This is a genomic window from Streptomyces sp. NBC_00536 (assembly GCF_036346295.1).
Taxonomy (GTDB): Bacteria; Actinomycetota; Actinomycetes; order Streptomycetales; family Streptomycetaceae; genus Streptomyces.
Genome location: NZ_CP107819.1, coordinates 6,729,007 through 6,750,891, shown reverse-complemented (window position 1 = coordinate 6,750,891; position 21,885 = coordinate 6,729,007). Strand labels below are relative to the sequence as shown.

The 21,885-nt window shown below is 72.3% G+C and carries 15 protein-coding genes; 6 read left to right on the top strand and 9 right to left on the bottom strand.

Annotated features, from left to right (window positions below; translation table 11 throughout):
• Window positions 1-50 precede the first annotated feature (50 nt).
• The 4 genes from OHS33_RS28915 to OHS33_RS28900 all read right to left on the bottom strand — a co-directional run bounded on the left by OHS33_RS28915 (window position 51) and on the right by OHS33_RS28900 (window position 5,700).
• Entirely contained in the window at window positions 51-1,514 is a 1,464-nt protein-coding gene (locus tag OHS33_RS28915) for an NCS2 family permease (protein ID WP_330333338.1), read from the bottom strand.
• Between the two features lie 273 nt (window positions 1,515-1,787).
• The gene (gene pucD / locus OHS33_RS28910) at window positions 1,788-4,190 is read right to left on the bottom strand and encodes a xanthine dehydrogenase subunit D (protein WP_330333337.1); all 2,403 of its coding nucleotides are present in this window, start codon (window positions 4,188-4,190) and stop codon (window positions 1,788-1,790) included.
• 2 nt (window positions 4,191-4,192) lie between these two features.
• Complete coding sequence (locus OHS33_RS28905) at window positions 4,193-4,801, bottom strand: (2Fe-2S)-binding protein (protein ID WP_330333336.1); 609 nt, start codon at window positions 4,799-4,801, stop codon at window positions 4,193-4,195.
• A 2-nt stretch (window positions 4,802-4,803) separates the two neighbouring features.
• Window positions 4,804-5,700, bottom strand: coding sequence for an FAD binding domain-containing protein (locus tag OHS33_RS28900; protein WP_330333335.1), 897 nt, complete (start codon window positions 5,698-5,700; stop codon window positions 4,804-4,806).
• 253 nt (window positions 5,701-5,953) lie between these two features.
• Here OHS33_RS28900 and OHS33_RS28895 point away from each other — a divergent pair, with 253 nt between their 5' ends.
• Window positions 5,954-7,639 carry a PucR family transcriptional regulator gene (locus OHS33_RS28895; protein WP_330333334.1) on the top strand — a complete coding sequence of 562 codons (1,686 nt, stop codon included), beginning with the start codon at window positions 5,954-5,956 and terminating at the stop codon, window positions 7,637-7,639.
• Window positions 7,640-7,821: 182 nt separating this feature from the next.
• Window positions 7,822-8,577: a hypothetical protein gene (locus tag OHS33_RS28890; RefSeq protein ID WP_330335251.1), complete on the top strand. Its 756-nt coding sequence runs from the start codon at window positions 7,822-7,824 to the stop codon at window positions 8,575-8,577.
• Between the two features lie 749 nt (window positions 8,578-9,326).
• Here OHS33_RS28890 and OHS33_RS28885 read toward each other — a convergent pair.
• On the bottom strand, window positions 9,327-10,010 hold the full coding sequence (locus tag OHS33_RS28885; protein WP_330333333.1) for a GntR family transcriptional regulator: 684 nt from the start codon (window positions 10,008-10,010) through the stop codon (window positions 9,327-9,329).
• A gap of 140 nt (window positions 10,011-10,150) precedes the next feature.
• Between OHS33_RS28885 and OHS33_RS28880 the strand changes: the two genes are divergently transcribed.
• Both OHS33_RS28880 and OHS33_RS28875 read left to right on the top strand, forming a co-directional pair.
• A complete protein-coding gene (locus OHS33_RS28880) occupies window positions 10,151-10,999 on the top strand; it encodes a (2Fe-2S)-binding protein (RefSeq protein WP_330333332.1) in 849 nt (282 codons plus the stop codon).
• Between the two features lie 218 nt (window positions 11,000-11,217).
• The gene (locus OHS33_RS28875; RefSeq protein ID WP_330333331.1) at window positions 11,218-12,303 is read left to right on the top strand and encodes a DUF2637 domain-containing protein; all 1,086 of its coding nucleotides are present in this window, start codon (window positions 11,218-11,220) and stop codon (window positions 12,301-12,303) included.
• An 80-nt stretch (window positions 12,304-12,383) separates the two neighbouring features.
• Here the strand turns inward: OHS33_RS28875 and OHS33_RS28870 are convergent, their stop codons facing one another.
• The 4 genes from OHS33_RS28870 to OHS33_RS28855 all read right to left on the bottom strand — a co-directional run bounded on the left by OHS33_RS28870 (window position 12,384) and on the right by OHS33_RS28855 (window position 20,076).
• Entirely contained in the window at window positions 12,384-12,842 is a 459-nt protein-coding gene (locus tag OHS33_RS28870) for an ATP-binding protein (RefSeq protein ID WP_330333330.1), read from the bottom strand.
• Between the two features lie 135 nt (window positions 12,843-12,977).
• Window positions 12,978-14,720, bottom strand: coding sequence for a pyruvate dehydrogenase (locus OHS33_RS28865; protein WP_330333329.1), 1,743 nt, complete (start codon window positions 14,718-14,720; stop codon window positions 12,978-12,980).
• Window positions 14,721-14,805: 85 nt separating this feature from the next.
• Window positions 14,806-16,194 (bottom strand): protein phosphatase 2C domain-containing protein, encoded by a 1,389-nt coding sequence (locus OHS33_RS28860; RefSeq protein ID WP_330333328.1) that lies wholly within the window; start codon window positions 16,192-16,194, stop codon window positions 14,806-14,808.
• 105 nt (window positions 16,195-16,299) lie between these two features.
• Window positions 16,300-20,076 (bottom strand): S8 family peptidase, encoded by a 3,777-nt coding sequence (locus OHS33_RS28855; RefSeq protein WP_330333327.1) that lies wholly within the window; start codon window positions 20,074-20,076, stop codon window positions 16,300-16,302.
• A 221-nt stretch (window positions 20,077-20,297) separates the two neighbouring features.
• On the opposite strand from OHS33_RS28855, the gene OHS33_RS28850 reads away from it, so the two are divergent.
• Window positions 20,298-21,275, top strand: coding sequence for a helix-turn-helix domain-containing protein (locus OHS33_RS28850; RefSeq protein ID WP_330335250.1), 978 nt, complete (start codon window positions 20,298-20,300; stop codon window positions 21,273-21,275).
• A gap of 24 nt (window positions 21,276-21,299) precedes the next feature.
• A complete protein-coding gene (locus tag OHS33_RS28845; RefSeq protein ID WP_330333326.1) occupies window positions 21,300-21,785 on the top strand; it encodes a DUF456 domain-containing protein in 486 nt (161 codons plus the stop codon).
• The last annotated feature ends 100 nt before the right edge of the window (window positions 21,786-21,885 follow it).

Genomic DNA, 21,885 nt, shown 5'->3' with positions numbered 1-21,885 from the left:
CCGGTGACGGGATTGCGTGGAGGGTCAGGAGTACGTCGGGCTCATGCCGCTCAGTTGACGCCGAGCCAGCCCTCGATCGGGTGGAGCGCGTAGAAGACCACGAAGATCACCGTGAGCGCCCACATGAAGCCACCGATTTCGCGGGCCTTGCCCTGCGCCACCTTGATCGCCACGAAGGAGATGACACCGGCGGCGACACCAGCGGTGATCGAGTACGTGAAGGGCATGAGCACGACGGTCAGGAAGACCGGGATGGACGTGGCGCTGTCGGACCAGTCCACGTGGCGGGCGTTCTGCATCATCATCGCGCCGATGACGACCAGGGCGGCGGAGGCGACCTCACCGGGGACGATCTGGGTGATCGGGGTGAAGAAGAGGCAGGCCGCGAAGAGCAGACCCGAGATGACGGAGGCGAAGCCGGTACGGGCACCCTCGCCGACGCCGGTCGCGGACTCGACGAACACGGTCTGGCCGGAGCCGCCCGCGATGCCACCGATGGCGCCACCGGCACCGTCGATGAACAGTGCCTTGGACAGGCCCGGCATGCGGCCCTTGTCATCGGCGAGCTTGGCCTCGGTGCCGACGCCGATGATGGTGGCCATCGCGTCGAAGAAGCCGGCCAGCACCAGGGTGAAGACGATCATGCCGACCGTCATGACGCCGACGTCGCCCCAGCCGCCGAACTCGACCTTGCCGAAGAGCGAGAAGTCGGGCATGGAGACCGCGGAGCCGGACAGCTCCGGGGGGCCGCTGCGCCAGGCCTTGGGGTCGACGTTCGCCACGGCGTTGACGATGACCGCGACGACGGTTCCGGAGACGATGCCGATCAGGATCGCGCCGGGAACCTTGCGTGCCTGCAGCATGAAGATGGTGAGCAGGGTCACGGCGAAGATCAGGACGGGCCAGCCGGCGAGTTCGCCGGTCGCGCCCAGGCTCACGGGGGGACCGAATTCGGAGCCGTGGCCCACGAAGCCGGCCTTCACGAGGCCGATCAGGGCGACGAACATTCCGATGCCCATGGTGATGGCGTGCTTGAGCGCGAGGGGGATCGCGTTCATGATCATCTCGCGGAGGCCGGTGACGACCAGGAGCATGATCACCACGCCGTACATCACGCACATGCCCATGGCCTGCGGCCAGGTCATGTGGGGCACGACCTGCGAGGAAAGCACACCGGACACGGAGAGTCCGGCAGCGAGGGCCAGCGGCACCTTGCCTACGAAGCCCATCAGGAGGGTGGTCAGGGCGGCGGCGAAAGCCGTGGCCGTGATCAGCCCTTTCTGGCTCAGGGTGTCGCCCGCGACGTCCTTACCCGAGAGGATAAGAGGGTTCAGCAGGAGGATGTACGCCATCGCCATGAAGGTGGTGACGCCGCCGCGCACTTCGCGCGAGACGGTGGATCCTCGGTGCGTTATATGGAAATACCGGTCGAGCCAAGAACGCCCGGCGGGGGTGAGAGAGCCGTCGCCGGCCTCTTCCGCGGTGGTCTTGGGCTCCACAGACGACTGGGTCATGGTGCCTAACTCCCAAGGTTCAAAGGGGCACCCGCATAAAGATTGGAGACGCGGGATTTGGGATGGTGCGTTTGGCTGCACGACCCGGGGGACGGCCCGAGACGAAGCAAAGGATCTGCTACTTCGTTACTGCTGGGTGTTGCGGGGTACTGCGGGTGAAGCGGACCGCGAGCGGTGCGGTACTTCGTACTCCGGGCGGTGCGACCGGCAAGTGTGACGTTCCCTCGTCACACCGCCCGGAGAGTTCGTGGTCCCGGGGGGGGACCGGAATCCCTAGAGGGTTCCGGTGAGCATCTCGGGACGGATCGGGGTCTTGTTGATGTCCAGACCCGTCGCCTGCCGGATCGCCGCGATGACGGCCGGGGTCGACGAGAGGGTCGGGGCCTCGCCCATGCCGCGCAGGCCATAGGGGGCCTTCGGGTCGGCGAGCTCCAGGACGTCGACCGGGATGGTCGGCGTGTCGAGGATCGTCGGGATCAGGTAGTCCGTGAAGGAGGGGTTGCGCACCTTCGCGGTCTTCGGGTCCACGATGATCTCTTCCATGATCGCCACGCCGAGGCCCTGGGTGGTGCCACCCTGGATCTGGCCGACCACGGAAAGCATGTTCAGCGCCTTGCCGACGTCCTGCGCGGTCGCGAGTTCGACGACCTTGACCAGGCCCAGCTCGGTGTCCACCTCGACCACCGCGCGGTGCGCGGCGAAGGTGTACTGGACGTGCCCGTTGCCCTGGCCGGTGACCAGGTCGAAGGGGACGGTCGGGTGGTGGCGGTATTCGAGTTCGAGGTCGATGGCCTCGTCCTCGAGGATCTCGGCGATGTCCGCGAGGACCTCGCCGCCGTCGGTGACGACCTTGCCGCCTTCGAGCAGCAGCTCGGCGGTGGCCCACGCGGGGTGGTAGGAGCCGTTCTTGCGGCGGCCGATCTCCAGGAGCGCCTCGCGGACGGCCTCACAGGTGTTCTTCACCGCGCCACCGGTCATGTACGTCTGCCGCGAGGCGGACGTGGAACCGGCGGAGCCGACCTGGGTGTCGGCCGGGTGGATGGTCACCTGCGTGACGCCCAGCTCGGTACGGGCGATCTGCGCGTGGACGGTGATGCCGCCCTGGCCGACCTCCGCCATGGCCGTGTGGACCATCGCGACGGGCTCGCCGTTGATGACCTCGAGGCGCACGCGGGCGGTCGAGTAGTCGTCGAAGCCCTCGGAGAAGCCGACGTTCTTGATGCCGACCGCGTAGCCGACACCGCGCACGACGCTCTCGCCGTGGGTGGTGTTGGAGAGGCCACCGGGCAGCGCGCGGACGTCCGCGTTCTCGCCGGCGGTCTCCCACTGGCGCTCGGGCGGCAGCGGGCGGGCCTTGACCCGGCGCAGCAGCTCGGCGACCGGCGCCGGAGCGTCCACGACCTGGCCGGTCGGCATGACCGTGCCCATCTCCATGGCGTTCAGCTGGCGGAACTCGACCGGGTCCATGCCCAGCTTCGCCGCGAGCTTGTCCATCTGGGCCTCGTAGGCGAAGCAGGCCTGGACGGCGCCGAAGCCGCGCATCGCGCCACAGGGCGGGTTGTTCGTGTAGAGCGCGATCGCCTCGATGTCCACGTCCTCCAGGACGTACGGACCCACCGAGAGGGAGGACGCGTTGCCCACGACCGCCGGGGAAGCGGACGCGTAGGCGCCGCCGTCCAGGACGATCTTGCACTTCATGTGCGTGAGCTTGCCGTCCTTGGTCGCGCCGTGCTCGTAGTAGAGCTTCGCCGGGTGGCGGTGCACGTGACCGAAGAAGGACTCGAACCGGTTGTAGACGATCTTGACCGGCTTGTTCGTGGCCAGGGCCAGCAGGCACGCGTGGATCTGCATCGAGATGTCCTCGCGGCCGCCGAAGGCACCGCCGACGCCCGAGAGCGTCATGCGGACCTTCTCCGGCGGCAGACCCAGGACCGGGGCGATCTGCCCGAGGTCCGAGTGCAGCCACTGGGTGGCGACGTACAGCTCGACACCGCCGTCCTCGGACGGCACGGCCAGACCGGACTCCGGGCCGAGGAAGGCCTGGTCCTGCATGCCGAAGGTGTACTCGCCCTCGACGATGACGTCGGCGCGCTTGCGGGCCTCTTCCACGTTGCCGCGGATGATCGGCTGGCGGTGCACGATGTTCGGGTGCGGGACGTGACCGATGTGGTGGTCGTCGCGGCCCTCGTGGATCAGCGGCGCGCCGGGGGCGAGGGCGGAGGCCTCGTCCGTGACGAGCGGCAGCTCCTTGTACTCGATCTTGATCTTGGCGGCCGCGCGGCGGGCGGTCTCCGGGTGGTCGGCGGCCACGAGGGCGACCGGCTCACCGTGGTGACGTACCCGGCCGTGGGCGAGAACCGGCGTGTCCTGGATCTCCAGGCCGTAGTTCTTCATCTCGGCGGGCAGGTCGTCGTAGGTCAGCACCGAGTAGACGCCCGGCATCGCCAGGGCCTCGGAGATGTCGATCGAGACGATCTCGGCGTGGGCCACGGTGCTGCGGAGCGTCTGGCCCCACAGCATGTCCTCGTGCCACATGTCCGAGGAGTACGCGAACTCACCGGTCACCTTGAGGGTGCCGTCGGGGCGCAGCGTGGACTCGCCGATGCCGCCCTTGGTGTGCTTCTGCGTGACGTTGGTCGGCGTACCCGCCGGAACCGTGCGCGTGTTCTGGGCCATGGTCAGACCGCCTCAGACTGACGGGCGGCCGCGAGGCGGACCGCGTCGAGGATCTTCTCGTAGCCCGTGCAGCGGCAGAGGTTGCCGGACAGGGCCTCACGGATGTCCTGGTCGGACGGGGAGGAGTTCTCCTCCAGCAGCGCGTCGGCCTGGACCAGGAGGCCCGGGGTGCAGAAACCGCACTGGACGGCGCCGGCGTCGATGAACGCCTGCTGGATGTTGGAGAGTTCGACGCCCTCGCCGGTCTGCGAGTCGCCCGGCTTGGACTGCCAGCGCTTGGCCTCGTCCAGGGAGACGCCGCCCTTGCTGCCGCAGCCGCCGCCGGTGCCGCAGGCACCGCCGTGGCCGTGCTCGTCGCGCTGCTTGGCGAACTCGGCCAGGCCCTCGACGGTCACGACGTCGCGGCCCTCGACCTGACCGGCCGCGACCAGACAGGAACAGACCGGCACGCCGTCGAGACGGACGGTGCAGGAACCGCACTCGCCCTGCTCACAGGCGTTCTTCGAACCCGGCAGGCCCATGCGCTCGCGCAGGACGTACAGGAGGGACTCGCCCTCCCAGACATCGTCGGCTTCCTGCGGACGGCCGTTGACAGTGAAATTGACGCGCATGATTACGCAGCCCCTTCAAGCGAGCGGCCGTTTCCGGTACCGCGGTACTGCTCCCAGGTCCAGACGAGCTGGCGGCGAGCCATGATGCCGACCGCGTGACGGCGGTACTTCGCCGTGCCGCGGACGTCGTCGATCGGGTTGGCCGCGCCGGAGGCGAGGTCACCGAACTGCTTGGCGATCGACGGGGTGATGACCTTGCCGGACTCCCAGAAGCCGCCCTCTTCGAGCGCGGCGTTCAGGAACTCCTCGGCGGCCTTCGCACGGATCGGGGTCGGCGCGGCCGATCCGATGCCGGTGCGGACCGTACGGGTCTCCGGGTGCAGTGCCAGACCGAACGCGCACACCGCGATGACCATCGCGTTGCGGGAGCCGACCTTGGAGTACTGCTGGGGGCCGTCCGCCTTGTCGATGTGGACGGTCTTGATCAGTTCGTCGGCGGCGAGCGCGTTGCGCTTCACACCGGTGTAGAACTCGTCGATCGGGATGAGGCGGGAGCCGCGGACGGACTCCACCTCGACCTGGGCGCCCGCCGCGAGCAGCGCGGGGTGCGAGTCGCCGGCCGGGGAGGCGCAACCGAGGTTGCCGCCGACGCCGCCGCGGTTACGGATCTGCGGAGAGGCGACCGTGTGCGAGGCGAGTGCGAGACCGGGAAGCTCCGTGCGGAGGTTCTCCATGATCTGCGTGTACGGGACGGAAGCGCCGAGCCGGACCACATCCTCGCCGACCTCCCACTCCCGCAGGAGGCCGATGCGGTTCAGGTCCAGAAGGTACTCCGGCCGACGGTGGTCGAAGTTGATCTCGACCATCACATCGGTGCCACCCGCAATCGGCACAGCTGAGGGGTACTCGGCCTTAGCGGCGAGCGCCTCCTCCCAGCTGGCGGGGCGAAGGAAGTCCATGTGCGGCTCTCTTCTTCTTCATCGTATCGATCACTTCAAGCCAACGGGCCCGAAGACCCTCGACTGGTCGTTCACGTGCTGTTAACGCGGTGTGGAGTCAGTACACAAGCCACGCGTCCCTCGGGTGCAGTCACCGAAACCATGAAGGAGTTGGCTGACGGCCTCCCTCGTCTTGTAGATTCGTATGAAAGGCAGGATGCACTGACCTGCCCGATTTCCAACGGCAACATCGAGACAGATCGGCGGCGACATCATGCGGCTGCGCGCACTGCTGGAAACCGAGGCGCTGGGGCTGCGGCTGCTGGGCGGCGAGGACGAGCTCGACCGGACGGTCCGGGGCGTCATGACAACGGACCTGAGGGATCCCAGCCGATACCTCACCGGAGGCGAACTCGTCCTGACCGGCCTGGCCTGGAGGCGAAATTCGGACGACTCCGAGCCGTTCGTACGAATCCTCGCGAGCGCGGGAGTGGCGGGCCTGGCCGCCGGCGAGGCCGAGCTGGGAGACATCCCGGACGACCTGGTATCAGCCTGTCGGCGCAACCGGCTGCCGTTGTTCGCTGTGAACGAAGACGTTGCATTCGCCACGATCACCGAGTACGTCGTACGGCAGGTTTCCGGGGAGCGCGCGGGGGACCTCGCGGCCGTCGTGGACCGCCATCGCCGCCTGATGACCTCCGGTCCCGCCGGCGGGGGCCCCGATGTGGTCCTCGATCTGCTCACCACGGACCTCGATCTGCGCGCCTGGGTGCTGTCCCCCACGGGCAGGCAGATCGCCGGAGCGGGCGAACCGCTGGCGCCCGGCATCTGCGCGGCGCTGGCCAGCGAACACCTGGCGGCGGTCCGGACCGGCCGAAGGGGCCCGCACCGGATCTCCATCCAGGGTATTACCTACTCGCTCTTCCCGATCAGGGGACATGGGCGGGGGCCCGGCCCCGCCGCCCGTGACGTGCGCGAGAGCGTGCTGTCGGACTGGCTGCTGGCCGTCGAGGCCGACGCGGGCGACTGGCCCGCCGAGCGCCTGGACCTGCTCCAGGGCGTCACCCAGCTGATCGCGGTCGAGCGGGACCGGCGCGACGCCGCCCGTACGGTCCGGCGCCGCCTCGCCCAGGAAGTGCTGGAGCTCGTCCAGACGGGCGCCCCGCCCGCCGAGATCGCGGCCCGGCTGCGGGTCGCGGCCCCGGTGCTGCTGCCCGGGCTGGGCGCCGCCCCGCACTGGCAGGTCGTGGTGGCGCGGGTGGACTGGGACGGCGGGGACATCCCCGGCGGTCCGGTGGCCCAGTCGCTGCTGGAGGAGATCCTGGTCGACCCGTCCGTGTCGGGCCCGGAGCCCTCGGACCGGATCGCCGTCGCCCACGCGGGCGACGAGGCGATCGCGCTCGTACCGCTGCCCGCGCTGGCCGCGGACGCCGCGGAGGGCGCGGCCGACAAGGGCCCCGACACCGCGCTGCACGCCGACGAGCTCCTGGCGTCCGTACGGGAGCCCCTGGCGGCCGGTCTCGCCGACGACGGGCGGCTCACGCTCGGCGTCAGCGCGGCGGTGCACTCCGCCGAGGGGCTGCGCGGGGCCCTGGAGGAGGCCCGGCACGCCCGCCGGGTCGCGGCCGCACGGCCGGGCCGGGTCTGCGCCGCGGGCCACCACGAGCTGGCCTCGCACGTCCTGCTGCTTCCGTTCGTCCCGGACGACGTACGCCGTGCGTTCACCGCGCGGCTGCTCGACCCGCTGCGGGACTACGACCGGCGCCACCGGGCGGAGCTGATCCCGACCCTGGAGGCCTTCCTCGACTGCGACGGGTCCTGGACCCGCTGCGCGACCCGGCTGCACCTGCACGTCAACACGCTGCGGTACCGCGTCGGGCGAATCGAGCAGTTGACGGCGCGCGATCTTTCGCGGCTGGAGGACAAGCTGGACTTCTTCCTGGCACTGCGGATGAGCTGATCAGCGGCCCGGCCGGGGGGTCGGCAGGGTGGCCGGGGGCGGCTGACGAGGTGTCCGGACTTTGTGAAAAGGTTCACCCGACCCCTTGGCCGATCAAGTGGATCCGTGCTCTCATTTCGCCCCAGGGCGCGGGCAGCGCGCTGCTTGGCTGCTTTGGGGAGGGCAATGTGGCGGACACCGCCATGTCGGGTGCCGGAATGACCGGGGGAGACGACCCCCTCCAGCGGGCGATATGGCGGCTTCGCTCGCGGGGCTGCTGGACGGATGCGGCGGCCCTGCTGGACGCGCACGCCACGAGCGCCGGACCGGCCGTACAGCGCACCGCGCTGCTGGTCGAGCGGTGCCTGTTCACCGGGCAGGGCTGGGCCGAGGCGGAGGACGCGCTACGGGTCGCCGAAGCCGTGGCCCGGGACGACGACGAGCGCGGCGCGGCCGCCTGTGAACGCGGCCAACTGGCCTACGCCGCCACGGTCCTGGGCGTCCGGGACCGCGCCGACGAGGCGCGCTCCGCGCTGGGACGGGCGGCGGCGCTCCTCGCCCCCGGGTCGCCCACCCGACCACTGCTGGACTTCCGGCGGGGGCTGGTCGCGGAGCACCTCGCCGACTCCCCGCAGGCGGCCGGGCCGGCCTACCGGCGGGCCCACGCGGGGGCCACGGCGCACGGGGACACCCTGCTGCTGTCCTTCACCTGGCGCCACCTGGCCGGGCTCGCGCTGCGGGACGGAGAGCTGGCGGAGGCCCGGCACGGCTTCGCGGAATCGCTCCGCATCCGGGAGGAGCTGGGCTTCCTGGTCGGCACGGCCCCCGCCCTGGCCGCCCTGGCGGAGGCCGAACCCGAGCCGGAAGCCGCCCGCCTCCGCGCCGAAGCCCTCCGCCTCTTCCGCCTCCTGGGCGGCATCCCCACCTGGCTGGCCGCCCACCTGTCCCCCGCGGCCTGACCGGCCCCCCGGGCTCCGCCCGAACCCGCGCCTCAAACGCCGGCGGGGCTGGAGCCGAGCCTGCGCCGCAAGCAGCCCGCCACCTCCAGCCTGCCCGGCACCCCCAGCCCGCCCGGCGTTTGAGGGCCCGCCGGAGGCCACACCGAGGGACACCCGGCAACAGAGCCGCACCCCCGCCGGGCTCCGCCCGGACCCGCGCCTCAAACGCCGGCGGGGCTGGAATGGCGGACCAGCGGCTCAAACATCGGCTGAGCCGAAGCGGTCCCCGCCCCCATCGCTCTCGGGGCTGGAATACCCCGGCCCGGAGCCAGCCGACCACCTCCAGCCCGCCCGCCCGCCGGACATCAACCCGCCACCTCCAGCCTGCCCGGCGATTGAGGGCCCGCCGGAGGCACGTCAGCCCGCCCGGCAATCGAGGGCACGTCCGGACCACACCCTCCAAGCCCGTCAGGCGGGCATCGGTCGACCCTCCGGCAGCCCGCCCGGCAGGCACCGGCCCGCCACCTCCAGCCCGCCCGGCGATTGAGGGCCCGCCGGAGGCACATCCGCCCACGCGGCGAGTGAGGGCCGGTCCGAGCGGGGCACATCCAGCCTGCCCGGCGTTTGAGGGCCCGCCGGAGGCACGTCAGCCCGCCCGGCGATTGAGGGCGCGTCCGGGCCGCACCCCCCGGCCCGCCCGCCGGGCAGCGGGCAGCTGCCCCCGGCCCGCCCGGCGATTGAGGGCGGAGGTGGCTCGGCGCGGCCGGGGGTTAGTGCGGGGGCCAGGCGTAGTGGGCGTGGATCAGGGTTTGCGCCGTGGCCGCGTCGGCGGCGAGAACCGCATCCAGCAGCGCCACATGCTGCCCCGCATCGGTCCGCAGCACCGAGAGCCGGCTGCGGGCAGCCCACTGGATCCGCTGGTGGACCTCGTCCGCCACCCGGATCAGCTGCCCGTTGCCCGCCAGCCCGAGCACCGCCCGGTGAAACGCCCGGTCGGCCTCCGCGTACCCCGGCAGATCACCCGCCTCCGCCGCCGCGACCCCCGCCTCGGCCAGCGGCCGCAGCCCGGCCCAGGCCCCGGGGTCGGCGCCGCGGACCAGCCCCAGCAGCACCGGGACCTCCAGCAGCGCCCGTACCTCGGCCAGCTCGGCCAGCTCGCCGGGGGTCCGGGCGATCACCCGGAAGCCCCGGTTGGGGAGGCATTCCACCGCCCCCTCCAGCGCCAGCTGCTGCATCGCCTCGCGCACGGGCGTCGCGGAGACCCCGAAGCGGTCCCCGAGCGCGGGCCCGGAGTAGATCTCGCCGGGAACGAGGGACCCGTCGACCAGCGCCGCGCGCAGCGCGTCGAGGACCTGCCCGCGGACGGAGTGACGCCGCACCGGCGGGCGGGCGGCGGCGCCCACCCCCTCCGGACGGCTCTGTTCGGGCACCCGGGCTCGGGCCGTGCCGTGCATGCGGTCCTCCTCCGGTCGGGTCCCTGCCTGCGGCTTTCCTCCGAGAATAGGTGACGGAGCGGGGTCACCGCCGATACGGACCGTACGAGATCAGGTAAGGTAAGGCTTACCTGTTAACGATCGCGCGATTCGGTGGTCCCATGGTCCCCACGGCCGTCACGGCAGCCCCCTCCCCCGTCTCGAACGCCTACGCCCGCCTCTCCGAGGTCCACCCGGGGCTGCGGATCACGCAACGCCCCGCCGACGAGCCCACCCCCCGCGGCGCGGGATGGGTCGGCGCGGACGAGCTGGCAGCGGGCGGCCCGGCGCTGGATTCCTTCCTCGCCTGGGACGACGCCCAGGTCCTCCGGGACCACGGCCGCCAGGCCCGCCCCGATGTGATCGCCGGTTTCGGCCTGCACCGCTACGCGTGGCCCGCCTGCCTGCTGTTCACCGTCCCGTGGCTGCTGGCGCGCCGCGTGCCCCGGCTGCCCGCGGACCGGGTCGCCTTCCACCGCACCCGGGGCCTGATGAGCGTCCGCGTCGAGGATTTCGCGTGCCTGCCGGACGATCCGGCCGCCGCGCTCCCCGGGGCCCGGGTCGTCCCCGACGAGGAGGCGCTGCGCGCGGAGGTGCGGGCGGCGGTCGCCGAGCACCTCGGGCCGGTCCTGGAGGGCTTCGGCCCCCGGATGCGGCGCGGCCGCCGAGCGCTGTGGGGCATGGTGACGGACGAGGTCGTCGAAAGCCTCTGGTACGCCGGGCAGCTGCTCGGCGAGGAGGGCCGCGCGCGGGCCGAGCTGGACCTGCTGCTGCCGGGCGCGAACGCCCCGTACACCGGCGGGAGCGGATTCCGTACGCTCACCGGCCCCGCGGGCGAGGAGCTGCCCACCCGCAACCGGGTCGGCTGCTGCCTCTTCTACACGATCCGCCCCGAGGACACCTGTGTCACCTGCCCCCGGACCTGCGACGCGGACCGGGTCGCCCGGCTGACGGCGGGCGCCGCGGCTTGATGCCACGGGCGAAGCCACCCGTTCGGGTGGGGTTATTCGAACGCAATTGACCTTGAACGAGCGGTAGTTCGACCCACAACACCCTATCCGGCGGGCCCCGCCCCCCATTGGCGTCCTCTTGCCCCGAAACCCGCGTGCGGCCCTTGCGCGATCCGCCACTATGGCGCCCGGAAAGCCGCACAGCCGCATAGCCGCATACGCGAGGGCAGGGACACCGCATGAGACTGACCGACATATCGCTGGACTGGCTGCTGCCCGGCAGCCTGCTGATCCTGGGCGTACTTGCGGCAGTGGCGGTGCTGGCCAAGAGCAAGCGCGAGGGCGAGAAGGCCGCGTCCGAGGACAGCTGGGAACGCAGCGAGGACCGCCGCCGCCGCAAGGAGGCCGTCTACGGCACCGCCTCGTACGTCCTGCTCTTCTGCTGCGCGGCCGTCGCCGCGGCGCTCTCCTTCCACGGACTGGTCGGCTTCGGCCGGCAGAACCTCAACCTCTCCGGAGGCTGGGAGTACTTGGTCCCCTTCGGCCTCGACGGCGCCGCGATGTTCTGCTCGGTGCTCGCCGTCCGCGAGGCCAGCCACGGCGACGCGGCCCTGGGGTCGCGGATACTGGTGTGGCTCTTCGCGGGGGCGGCGGCCTGGTTCAACTGGGTGCACGCACCCAGGGGGTTGGGGCACGACGGCGCCCCGCAGTTCTTCTCCGGGATGTCGCTGTCCGCGGCGGTCCTCTTCGACCGGGCCCTGAAGCAGACCCGCCGGGCGGCGCTGCGCGAACAGGGCCTGGTGCCGCGGCCGTTGCCGCAGATCCGGATCGTGCGCTGGCTGCGGGCTCCGCGGGAGACCTTCGGCGCCTGGTCGCTGATGCTGCTGGAGGGCGTACGCACCCTCGACGAGGCCGTCGACGAAGTCCGCGAGGACAAGCGCGAGAAGGCCCAGGACCGGCACCGCAGGCGGGATCAGAACCGGCTGGACCGGGCCCGCATCAAGGCGCTGGGACGGCAGAGCCGTGCCTTCGGCCGCTCACGGGGCCGCCGGATGGAAGAGGCCGGCATGGAGGAACGGGAGATCGCCGACTCCCCCGGCACGACGGCGGCTTCGGCGCCCGCCCTCGGCGCCGAACCGGCCCTGTCCGACGCGGGACAGCTCCCGCTGCGGCGGCGGCCGTCGCTCCAGGCCGTCAACGGCCCGGATCCGGCCGAGCCGGCGTCCCGGACGGTGGACCTCACCGCCGAGGACGACACCCAGACCATCCCCCGGCTCGATTCACTGGAGCGCAAACTGAAGGACCTGGAGCAGCAGTTCGGCTGACGGCGGTCCGGCTGACGGCAGTCCGGCTGACCGGCCACCGTGGCGGCGAGGGCCGGTCCGGGCGCGTGACGTGACGCGGCCTATGCCGGTTCCACCGCCCATGCCGCGTCGGCGCCCGCGTCGATCTCGAACCACACCACCTTGCCCATGGAACCGCCCAGGGCGTCCACTCCCCAGGTGTCGGCGAGGGCCTGCACCAGCACCAGCCCCCGGCCGTGCGTACCGTCGTCGGCGGTCGGTACGAACGGTCTGGGGTGGCGGGCGGCGAAGTCCCGCACTTCCACCCGCAGCCGGGTGGCGGTGAGGCTGGCGAACACCTCGGCCCCCTGCTCGGTGTGGACGAGGGCATTGGTCACGAGTTCGGTGGCGAGCAGTTCCGCCACGTCGGCCGTATCGCTCCGGCACCGATGCCGGAGCAACTCCCGTAATGTCCGGCGTACTTCACCCACCGCTTTCAAGTCCGCCCGGCGCACGCGGCGGGTGATCCACAGCGTGTCCACCGCGCCCGCGTCGACCGTGGCCGACGGTTCCCGCGGCACGGGCCGCCCTCTTCTCGACAGTTTTCCGGTGTTCGCCCCCACCCGCACGGCGACAGCCCTCCGTATCCCGAATCCCTCTCGAACAGGCCTACGGAAGGGCTTCTTCCCACCGTGGCAATCCGCACTCCTTCGGGCTCAAGGCCGGGGCATGTTGCGGAGGTTGGATCGAGCCATCTGGATCATCCGGCCGACGCCGCCGTCGAGCACGATCTTGCTGGCCGAAAGTGCGAAACCGGTGACCATTTCGGCACTGATCCTCGGTGGAATCGACAGGGCGTTGGGGTCGGTCACCACGTCCACCAGAGCGGGTCCCTTGTGCCGGAACGCGTCCTTCAGAGCCCCGGTGAGCTGCTTGGGCTTCTCCACGCGGACCCCGTAGGCCCCCGCCGCGCGGGCGATCGCGGCGAAGTCCGGGTTGTGGTTCGTGGTTCCGTACGAAGGCAGGCCGGAAACCAACATCTCCAGCTCCACCATGCCCAGGGATGAGTTGTTGAAGAGGACCACTTTGACGGGGAGGTCGTACTGCACCAGGGTGAGGAAATCTCCCATCAGCATCGAGAAACCGCCGTCGCCCGACATCGAGACCACTTGACGCCGCCGGTCGATGAACTGTGCCCCGATGGCCTGCGGGAGGGCGTTGGCCATGGAGCCGTGGCTGAAGGAGCCGATGATGCGCCGCTTGCCGTTCGGGGAAAGATAGCGCGCGGCCCACACATTGCACATGCCTGTATCCACAGTGAACACCGCGTCGTCGTCGGCGAGTTCATCGAGGACCGAGGCGACGTACTCGGGGTGGATCGGGGTGTGCTTCTCCACCTTGCGCGTGTACGCCTTGACCACGCCCTCCAGGGCGTCCGCGTGCTTCTTCAGCATCCGGTCCAGGAAGCGCCGGTCCGTCTTGGCCCTGACCCGGGCGTTCAGGCAGCGCAGCGTCTCGCGTACGTCGCCCCAGACCGCGAGGTCCAGCTTGGAGCGGCGGCCCAGGTGTTCGGGGCGCACGTCCACCTGGACGATCTTGACGTCGTCCGGCAGGAAGGCGTTGTAGGGGAAGTCCGTGCCCAGCAGGATCAGCAGGTCGCACTCGTGGGTGGCCTCGTAGGCCGCGCCGTAGCCGAGCAGCCCACTCATGCCGACGTCGTAGGGATTGTCGTACTGGATCCACTCCTTGCCGCGCAGGGCGTGCCCGACAGGTGACTTGATCCGGCCCGCGAATTCCATCACCTCGGCGTGCGCCCCGGCCGTGCCGCTGCCGCAGAACAAGGTGACCTTGTCGGCCGCGTCGATCATCCGGACGAGCGCGTCGATCTCGCCGTCACCGGGCCGCACCGTCGGCCGGGCGGTCACCAGCGCGTGCTCGATCGAGCGCTCGGGCGCGGGCAGCGAGGCGATGTCCCCGGGCAGGGTGACCACGCTGACCCCGCCGCGGCCGATGGCGTGCTGGACGGCGCTCTGCAGCAGCCGGGGCATCTGCTTCGGGTTGGAGATCATCTCGCTGTAGTGACTGCACTCGCGGAAGAGCTGGTCGGGGTGGGTCTCCTGGAAGTAGCCGAGGCCGATCTCGCTGGAGGGGATGTGCGAGGCGAGGGCCAGGACCGGGGCCATCGAGCGGTGGGCGTCGTAGAGCCCGTTGATCAGATGGAGGTTGCCGGGGCCGCAGGAGCCCGCGCAGGCGGCGAGCCGCCCGGTCAGCTGGGCCTCGGCGCCCGCGGCGAAGGCGGCCGTCTCCTCGTGCCGGACCTGGATCCACTCGATGTCGCCGGTCCGGCGGATGGCGTCCACGACCGGATTGAGACTGTCCCCGACGACCCCGTACATCCGGCGCACTCCCGCGCGCACGAGGATGTCGACGAACTGCTCCGCCACGTTCTGCTTGGCCATGGAGGGGGCGCCCTTTCCGGTCCGGCGACGCGGTGCGCGTCCGGCGATGCGGTGTGCGCCTCCCATCCACGCACGGCCGGGCCGGTTACGCCTCCCAGACCGCGGCGGCGGTCCGGTCGTCCGCGTACCCCTTGAGCCGGAGCTGGGTGTCCGCGAGGAAGGCCGCGAGGCCCGGCGGATCCGCCGCGTCCCAGCGCGCGGCCAGCTCGGCGGGCAGGGACGCCTCCTCGCGCATCGGTTCGGCGAGCCCGCTGGAGCAGAGCAGCAGGGTGTCACCCGGCCGGGCCACGGTGGCGCGGAACCGGAAGCCGACCGGGGCGCCCTCCCCCGGCCCGTCCTGCTCCCGCTCGAAGCGGGGCTTCGGCACGGAGAGCGGCGCGGCCGCCCCCGTGGGCTCCAGGTCCTGCCACTGGCCGGCCCGCAGCCGGAACAGCCCGCCGGACCCCGCGCCGAAGCACACCCGGGTCCGGCACTCGGGGTCCACCGGCAGGAGCAGCGCGCGCAGCCCGGCCGTGTACCCCTCCTCGGGCAGCCCCAGCTCGGCGGCGCGGGCCCGCAGCCGCCCGTACCCGCGGTCGGTGAGCCGTTGCAGGCCCGAGCGCAGGGCGTCGCGCCTGCCCGCGCGGATGTCGTCGCCGAGGCGGCCCTGGCTGCGGCCGACGGCGGCCGCGACCCAGCGGCACACCTCGGCGGCGGCGTCCTGGGCGCCGGGCGCGCCGCGGTCCCCGCCCGCCAGGGCGATCAGCACCAGCGCGTCGTCACCGCCGCCGAAGCGGGCGGTGAGCAGCACGTCCCGGCGGGCCTCACCGCGGAAGCGGGCGGAGTCGCCGCGCACGGAGGCGGCCCGCAGCGTGTAGGTCCCGTACCGGGCGCCCTCCAGGACGGTGTCGGGCACGAGGGCGTCGAGGGCGCCCGGGTCCGCCACGGGCAGGGCGCCCGGCTCGGCGGCGTACGTCGGCGCGCGGTCCCCCAGATGGCGTACCTCGGGGCGCGCAGCGGGCGGCGCGGGCGGCCGCGGCGGCGCGACGGAAGCTCCGGCGGCGGGAACCCCGGCGGGCACGGCGAACGGCACAGCGGGAGGTGCGAGCGGTACGGGCGGTGCGGGAGGTGCGGGAGGTACCGCGGGACGGCGCGGATCGACGTACTCCGGTTCCGCCCGGCGCGGCTCCGGCAGCACGGGCAGGGGCGGCATGACGGGCAGGGGCGGCGGGGGCAGCGGCGGGGGCGCGGGCGGCACGTCCACGTCCCCGAGCGCGTACCCGGTCGGCGCCGCCGCCTCCGCCGCCGCCGGTTCTGCCAGAGGCTCCCGCCCTGGCTCCGGCTCCCGCACCAGCACCGACGCCGAGCTGAACCGGCTGTCGAGCGTGTCGGTCGGATCGGCCTGATCGGCCGGATCCACGGGATCGGCCGGCCCGGCGTCCGGGTCCTCGTACAGCTTCTGCCACCAGTTGTCCGCGTCCCCCTGCTGACTCATGCCCCTAGTGTCGGCCGCCCGGGGCGGCGGAAAACGCGGAACGCGCGGAAAGGGGCCCGCCGGGCTACTGCCCGGCGGGCCCCTCGCCCTCAGGTGCCGAACGGATTACCGGACGTCGTAGGCGCGTCCGACCATCTGGGTGACGGTGGCCCCCTTCGCGTCGGTCAGTTCGACCTTCAGCGAGACCGGCTTGCCGCTCGCGCCCGTGTGGTCCACGAGGGCGCTCCACCGGCCGCCGTGCTCGCTGACCTCGGCCTCGGTCCAGTGCTCGTTGTCGTAGGAGTAGGACAGCTTCGCGCTCGTGAGGGCGCCCGGCGCGTAGCCCGCGTGCCCGGTGACGGCGATCCCGATGCGCTGTCCGCCCTTCGCCGCGAGGGTCTTCATGCCGTCCTCGGGGAGGGTGAGCGCCGGGAACAGGATCGGCAGGCTCGTCGAGTACGCCGACGCGTCGAGCGCGGAGCGGAAGGTCCAGGTGGTCCGCACGCCCTGCGAGCGCTGCCAGTCGCGCGCGGGGCCGCCGATCTTCTCCAGGGTCTGGGTGAGTGCGTACGTACCGGCCTCGGCCGGGACCTCGAAGACCCCGGCGTTCGGGTACCAGCTGTCGCCGATCGCCACGCCGTCTCGCGTGAGGGTGAGGCCGCCGATGTCACCGAAGGAGCCCGGCAGCGCGTAGTGGCCGCTGTCGCCCCACATCGCGGAGGAGAAGCCGATCAGATTGCCCTGCCGCTCGGCGGCCAGCACCGGCTTGCCACTCGTGTCGCGGGCACCGACCGGGCCGATGACCCCGTCGTACCAGCTCTCGGAGCGCTGGGAGCCCTTGGTGTAGGTCCGCCGCTGATCGGTCATCAGCTCGCCCCACGGGAAGCTGCTGGAGACCGCGTGGTCCCAGGCGGTGTCCCCGGCGCTGTAGTACTCGGTGCGCTCGCCCGGGACGGCGACGGTGTCCAGGGAGCCGAAGTAGACGGCGGTGCCGAGCGGCCGGTAGGCGCCGGTCAGGTCCATGTAGGCGGAGGCGGCGCCCATCGCGCGGTAGGTGGAGCGGACGCTCCCGAGGTCGCGGTCGTGCACCCGGTAGGTGCGGTCCCCGCGCAGCGGACCCTGTTCGGGCTGGGCGAGGTTGTAGACGTACGGGCTCTTCGCGGTGCCCTTCCAGGTCAGCGTGACCCTGCCCTGCGCGAGCCGGGCCAGCAGCGCCTTGGCCTCGGCGCTCTCGACGGACAGCGCGGGCAGCGAGCCGCCGGTGTAGCCGTTGAAGCCGACCCAGCGGCCGGGGGCGTCGCGGTGGGCGAGGACGGCCTTGGCGCCCGCGGCCTTGGCGTTGTTCGCGAGGTCGTACAGCGAGCCGTCCTCGGCCTTCACGAGGACGATCGCGCCCTTGGCACCGGCCGCGGCCAGCTCGGCGGGGGTGCCGTTGCCCGCGTCGACGAGCGGGGCGCTGCCCTGGCCGTCGAGGTTGTCACTGCCGGTGGAGGCGGTGATCGGGTGCAGCACGGGGCCGCCGGACACCTTCAGTTCGGAGAGCAGGGGCGCGGCCTGGCGCCAGTAGCTGCCGAACTCGAAGCCGCCTTCCGAGGCGCGGCCCTCGACGTCCGCGTAGTACCCGCGGATGGTGCGGCCGCCCATGGCGCTGCCGGCGTGCAGCCAGTTCGGGTCCCAGTTGCGGGCGAAGGCGAGGGTGGTGGCGCGGGTTTCGGTGGGCCGGTCGGCCTCGATCGCGAGCCGTCCGGCGGTGCGGGCGTCCAGTACGACCGTGGTGTCCTTCTTCACCTCGATCTGGGGGCGGCCGAGGTAGGTGAGGGAGTCGGTCATCGCGTTGTCGCCGGTGGCCCCGGCGTCCGGGGTGGCGACGAAGGAGGACAGGAAGTACGAGCCCGGGCGCACCCGGTAGATCTGGTCGGCGGAGCCGTCGTTGAAGCGGCGTTCACCGCTGGCGTCGTCGGTGCCGATGACGTCGAGCGAGGACGGTCCGGCGGCGGGCTCGCCCGCGCGGTCCAGGAGCTTGACGCGCAGGGTGACGGTCTGCGGCTGCACGTACAGCGAGAAGGGGGTCGAGACCCGCAGGCCGCCGGGGCCGGTGGCGATCACCCGGCCGGTGACATCGCCGTACTGGGCGCGCTCCAGGCGGGCCGAGGGGTCGAGGGCGAGGGGCACCTTGACGGTGGCTCCGGCGGGGACGGTCACCGTGCGCCGGTCCAGGCGGGCGAGCTGGCTCTTGACGGCCGAGCCGTCGTTGCCGGTGAGGTGCTCCACGCCGAGCTGGAGGGTGACCGGCGCGCTGCCCGCGTTGGTGTACGGGACCTCGACGGTCGTGCGGTCGCTGCGGTCCTGCGGCCAGTTGTACGCGCCGCCCTGGACGGCGGGGGCGGAGGTGACCGTGGTGTCGATGGCCCGCTTCACGTCGAGGCGCCCGCCGCCGGTCTCCCGGACGTCGCCCGGGATGCCGGTCTCGGCGGAGCCCACGAGCGCGGCCTTGACCTGCTGGGAGGTCCAGTCGGGGTGGCGCTGCTTGACGATGGCGGCGGCGCCCGCGACGTGCGGGGTGGCCATCGAGGTACCGGACATGGACTGGTACGCGTACACCCCGCGGCCGCCCATCGCGGCGGCGGAGATCCCCACGCCGGGGGCGGCGATCTCCGGCTTGAGGGTGTGCTGGAGTCCGGCCGGTCCCCGGCTGGAGAAGGAGGCGGTGGTGTCGTCGCGGTCGACGGCGCCGACGGTCAGCACGCTGGGCGCGCAACCGGGCGAGGAGACCGTGTTGTCGCCGGGGCCGGAGTTGCCCGCGGCGATGACGAACAGGGTGCCGCTGTTCTGGGCCAGCTTCTCGGCGGCGGCGCTCATCGGGTCGTCGCAGGTGGTCTGGGAGGGGTCGCCCAGGCTCATGGAGACGACGTCGGCCTTGCTCTCGACGGCCCATTCCATGCCCGCGATGATCCACGAGTCCTGGCCGTAGCCCGAGTCGTTGAGGACCTTGCCGCTGAGCAGTTGGGTGCCGGGGGCGACGCCCTTCTTGGCGCCGCCGCTGGCGGCGCCGGAGCCGCCGACGGTGGAGGTGGTGTGGGTGCCGTGGCCCTGCCGGTCGGCGTCGGTGTCGGAGTCGGTGAAGTTCTTCGACGCGGCGACCCGGCCCTTGAGGTCGGGGTGGTCGAGGTCGACGCCGGTGTCGAGGACGGCGACCTTGGTGCCGGTCCCGTCGTATCCGGCGGCCCAGGCCGCGGTGGCATTGACCTGCTTGGCCGAACGCTCCAGGTTCGTCCGGACCTTGCCGTCGAGCCACAGCTTCTTCAGGCCGCCCGCGCCGCGCGTGCGGGCGGCGGCCTTGGCCGTGACGTCCGACCAGAAGGTGGCCGCCTGCGCCTTGTCCGCGGAGAGCGCGACCGCGCCGATCGAGCCGAGGACGAGGGAGCGTTCGGCGCCGCGCGGGGCGACCGGGGCGCTGCGGGCCGTGTCCAGGCCGTCGTAGACCGCGATCAGCGGCAGCTTCTTGGCGTGCGCGTCGTCGTAGCCCTGCCGGATCAGGCCGGTGACGTTGAAGAGCTGCTCGTCGACGGTGCCCGCCGCGAGCGCCTTGACCGCGCTCTCGGGGTAGACGTAGACGTCCTTGCCGGACTGCCGGGTCTGCACGAGCGGCTGGGAGCCGTCCTCATGGGGCAGCGCGGTGGCCGCGGTACGGCCCGTGGCGTCCGTGGACACCAGGATCCGGTCGCCGGTGACCAGTGTGACGGTGACCGGTCCGGCGGGCTGGCGGGCCGCCGCCTCGCTGCCGGTCAGCGGTCTCTTCGCCGGCCCGCCGTCGCTCGGCTGCGCCGCCGAGGTTCCGACGGCTGTGACGGCCAGGACGGCCGCCGAGGCCGCTCCCAGCGCCGTGCGCGATATCGGGCGCATCGCTCTCCCCAGGTGAATTCCGGCCAACGGTTGCATTGCACGGCAAAGCTGCCGCGTAAATGGCTTCTGGCCAGCGGATGTTGGTGCTGCGGTGGCGTCACCTTGGCAGAGGGGCGGGGGGTGCGGTGATGATGTCCCACGGCGGGTTTGCGCCGTGGCCGCTTCCCGCCAGGAACGGGCGGGCGGGGACCGGGGACCGGGTGGAGAGTGGGGTGGACGGGTTGCTGGGTGCGATAGGCCTGGACGAGGGCCAGGAGTCGGCGTACCGCGCGCTGGTGGCACTGGGAGCGGCGGAGGTGCCGGACCTCGCGCACCGGCTGACCCTGCCGGTGCCGCAGACCGAACGGGCGCTGCGGCACCTGGAGCGCCAGGGCCTGGCCGCGCAGTCCTCGGCCCGTCCCGGCCGCTGGGTGGCCGCGCCGCCCGGAGTCGCGCTGGGCGCGCTGCTCACCCAGCAGCGGCACGAGCTGGAACAGGCCGAACTGGCGGCCGCCCTGCTGGCCGAGGAGTACCGGGCGGAGGCGGCGGAACCGGCCGTGCACGACCTGGTCGAGGTGGTGACGGGCGCGAGCGCGGTCGCTCACCGGTTCGTCCAGCTCCAGCTCGGCGCGGTGGAAGAGGTGTGCGCCCTGGTCACCGGGCGGCCCCAGGTGATGACGGGCACGGAGAACGAGGCGGAGGAACGGGCCACCGTGCGCGGGGTCGACTACCGCGTGGTGATCGAGCGCGAGGTGCTGACCCTGCCCAGGGGGCTGCGGGAGGCCTCGACGGCGCTGGGCCGGGGCGAACGGATCCGGGTCACGGGGCAGGTCCCGACGAAGCTGGTGATCGCGGACCGGAGCCTGGCCATGGTGCCGCTGACCGCCCGGACCGCGGAACCCGCGGCGCTGGTCGTGCACGCGTCGGGGCTGCTGGAATCCCTGATGGGGCTCTTCGAGGCGGTGTGGCGCGAAGCGCTGCCGCTGCGGCTCGGGGCGGGCGGGACGGTCGACGAGTCGGACGGCGGCCCCGACGCCGTGGACCTGGAGATCCTCTCCCTGCTGCTGGTGGGGATGACCGACGCGAGCGTGGCGAAACACCTGGAGCTGGGGCTGCGGACGGTGCAGCGGCGGGTCAAGGGGCTGATGGAGAGCGCCGGGGTCACGACCCGGATGCAGCTGGGCTGGCACGCGTACGAACGGGGCTGGGTGGCCCGATAGCCCCCGGTCCGTCACGCTGATCAGATGGATCTGCCTCAGCTGCTCCTGGTGGGCCTGGTGCTGCTGCTCGGGGTGCTCGGGGTCCTGGTGCCGGGTGTCCCCGGGACCCTGCTGGTCTGGGCGGGTGTGCTGTGGTGGGCCATGCACGAGCGGACCGCGCCCGCGTGGTCGCTGCTGGTCTCGGCGACGGCGCTGCTGCTGGTGGTCCAGGTGGTGAAGTGGCAGCTCCCGCCGCGACGGCTGCGCGGCGTGGGCGTCACCCGCCGGATGGCGGTGTACGCCGGTACGGGCGCCTTCCTCGGCTTCGTCCTGGTCCCCGTGCTCGGCGCGGTACCGGGCTTCATGGCCGGCATCTACCTCTGCGAACGCCACCGCCTGGGCACCCACGGCGAGGCGGTGACCTCGCTGCGGGCGGTGATGCGGGCGGTCGGGACGAGCGTGCTGGTGGAGCTGTTCGCGTGCCTCCTGGTGATGGGGGCATGGCTGGGGGTCGTCGCGGTGGGTGACTAGCGGCGGGGCCTGGGGCCAGCGTCCAGTGCTGTGGCCCGCTTGGCAGAGTCCCGCCGGATTTCACTGTCCGTAAATGACCTATTGCGGCAGGTGACGACAC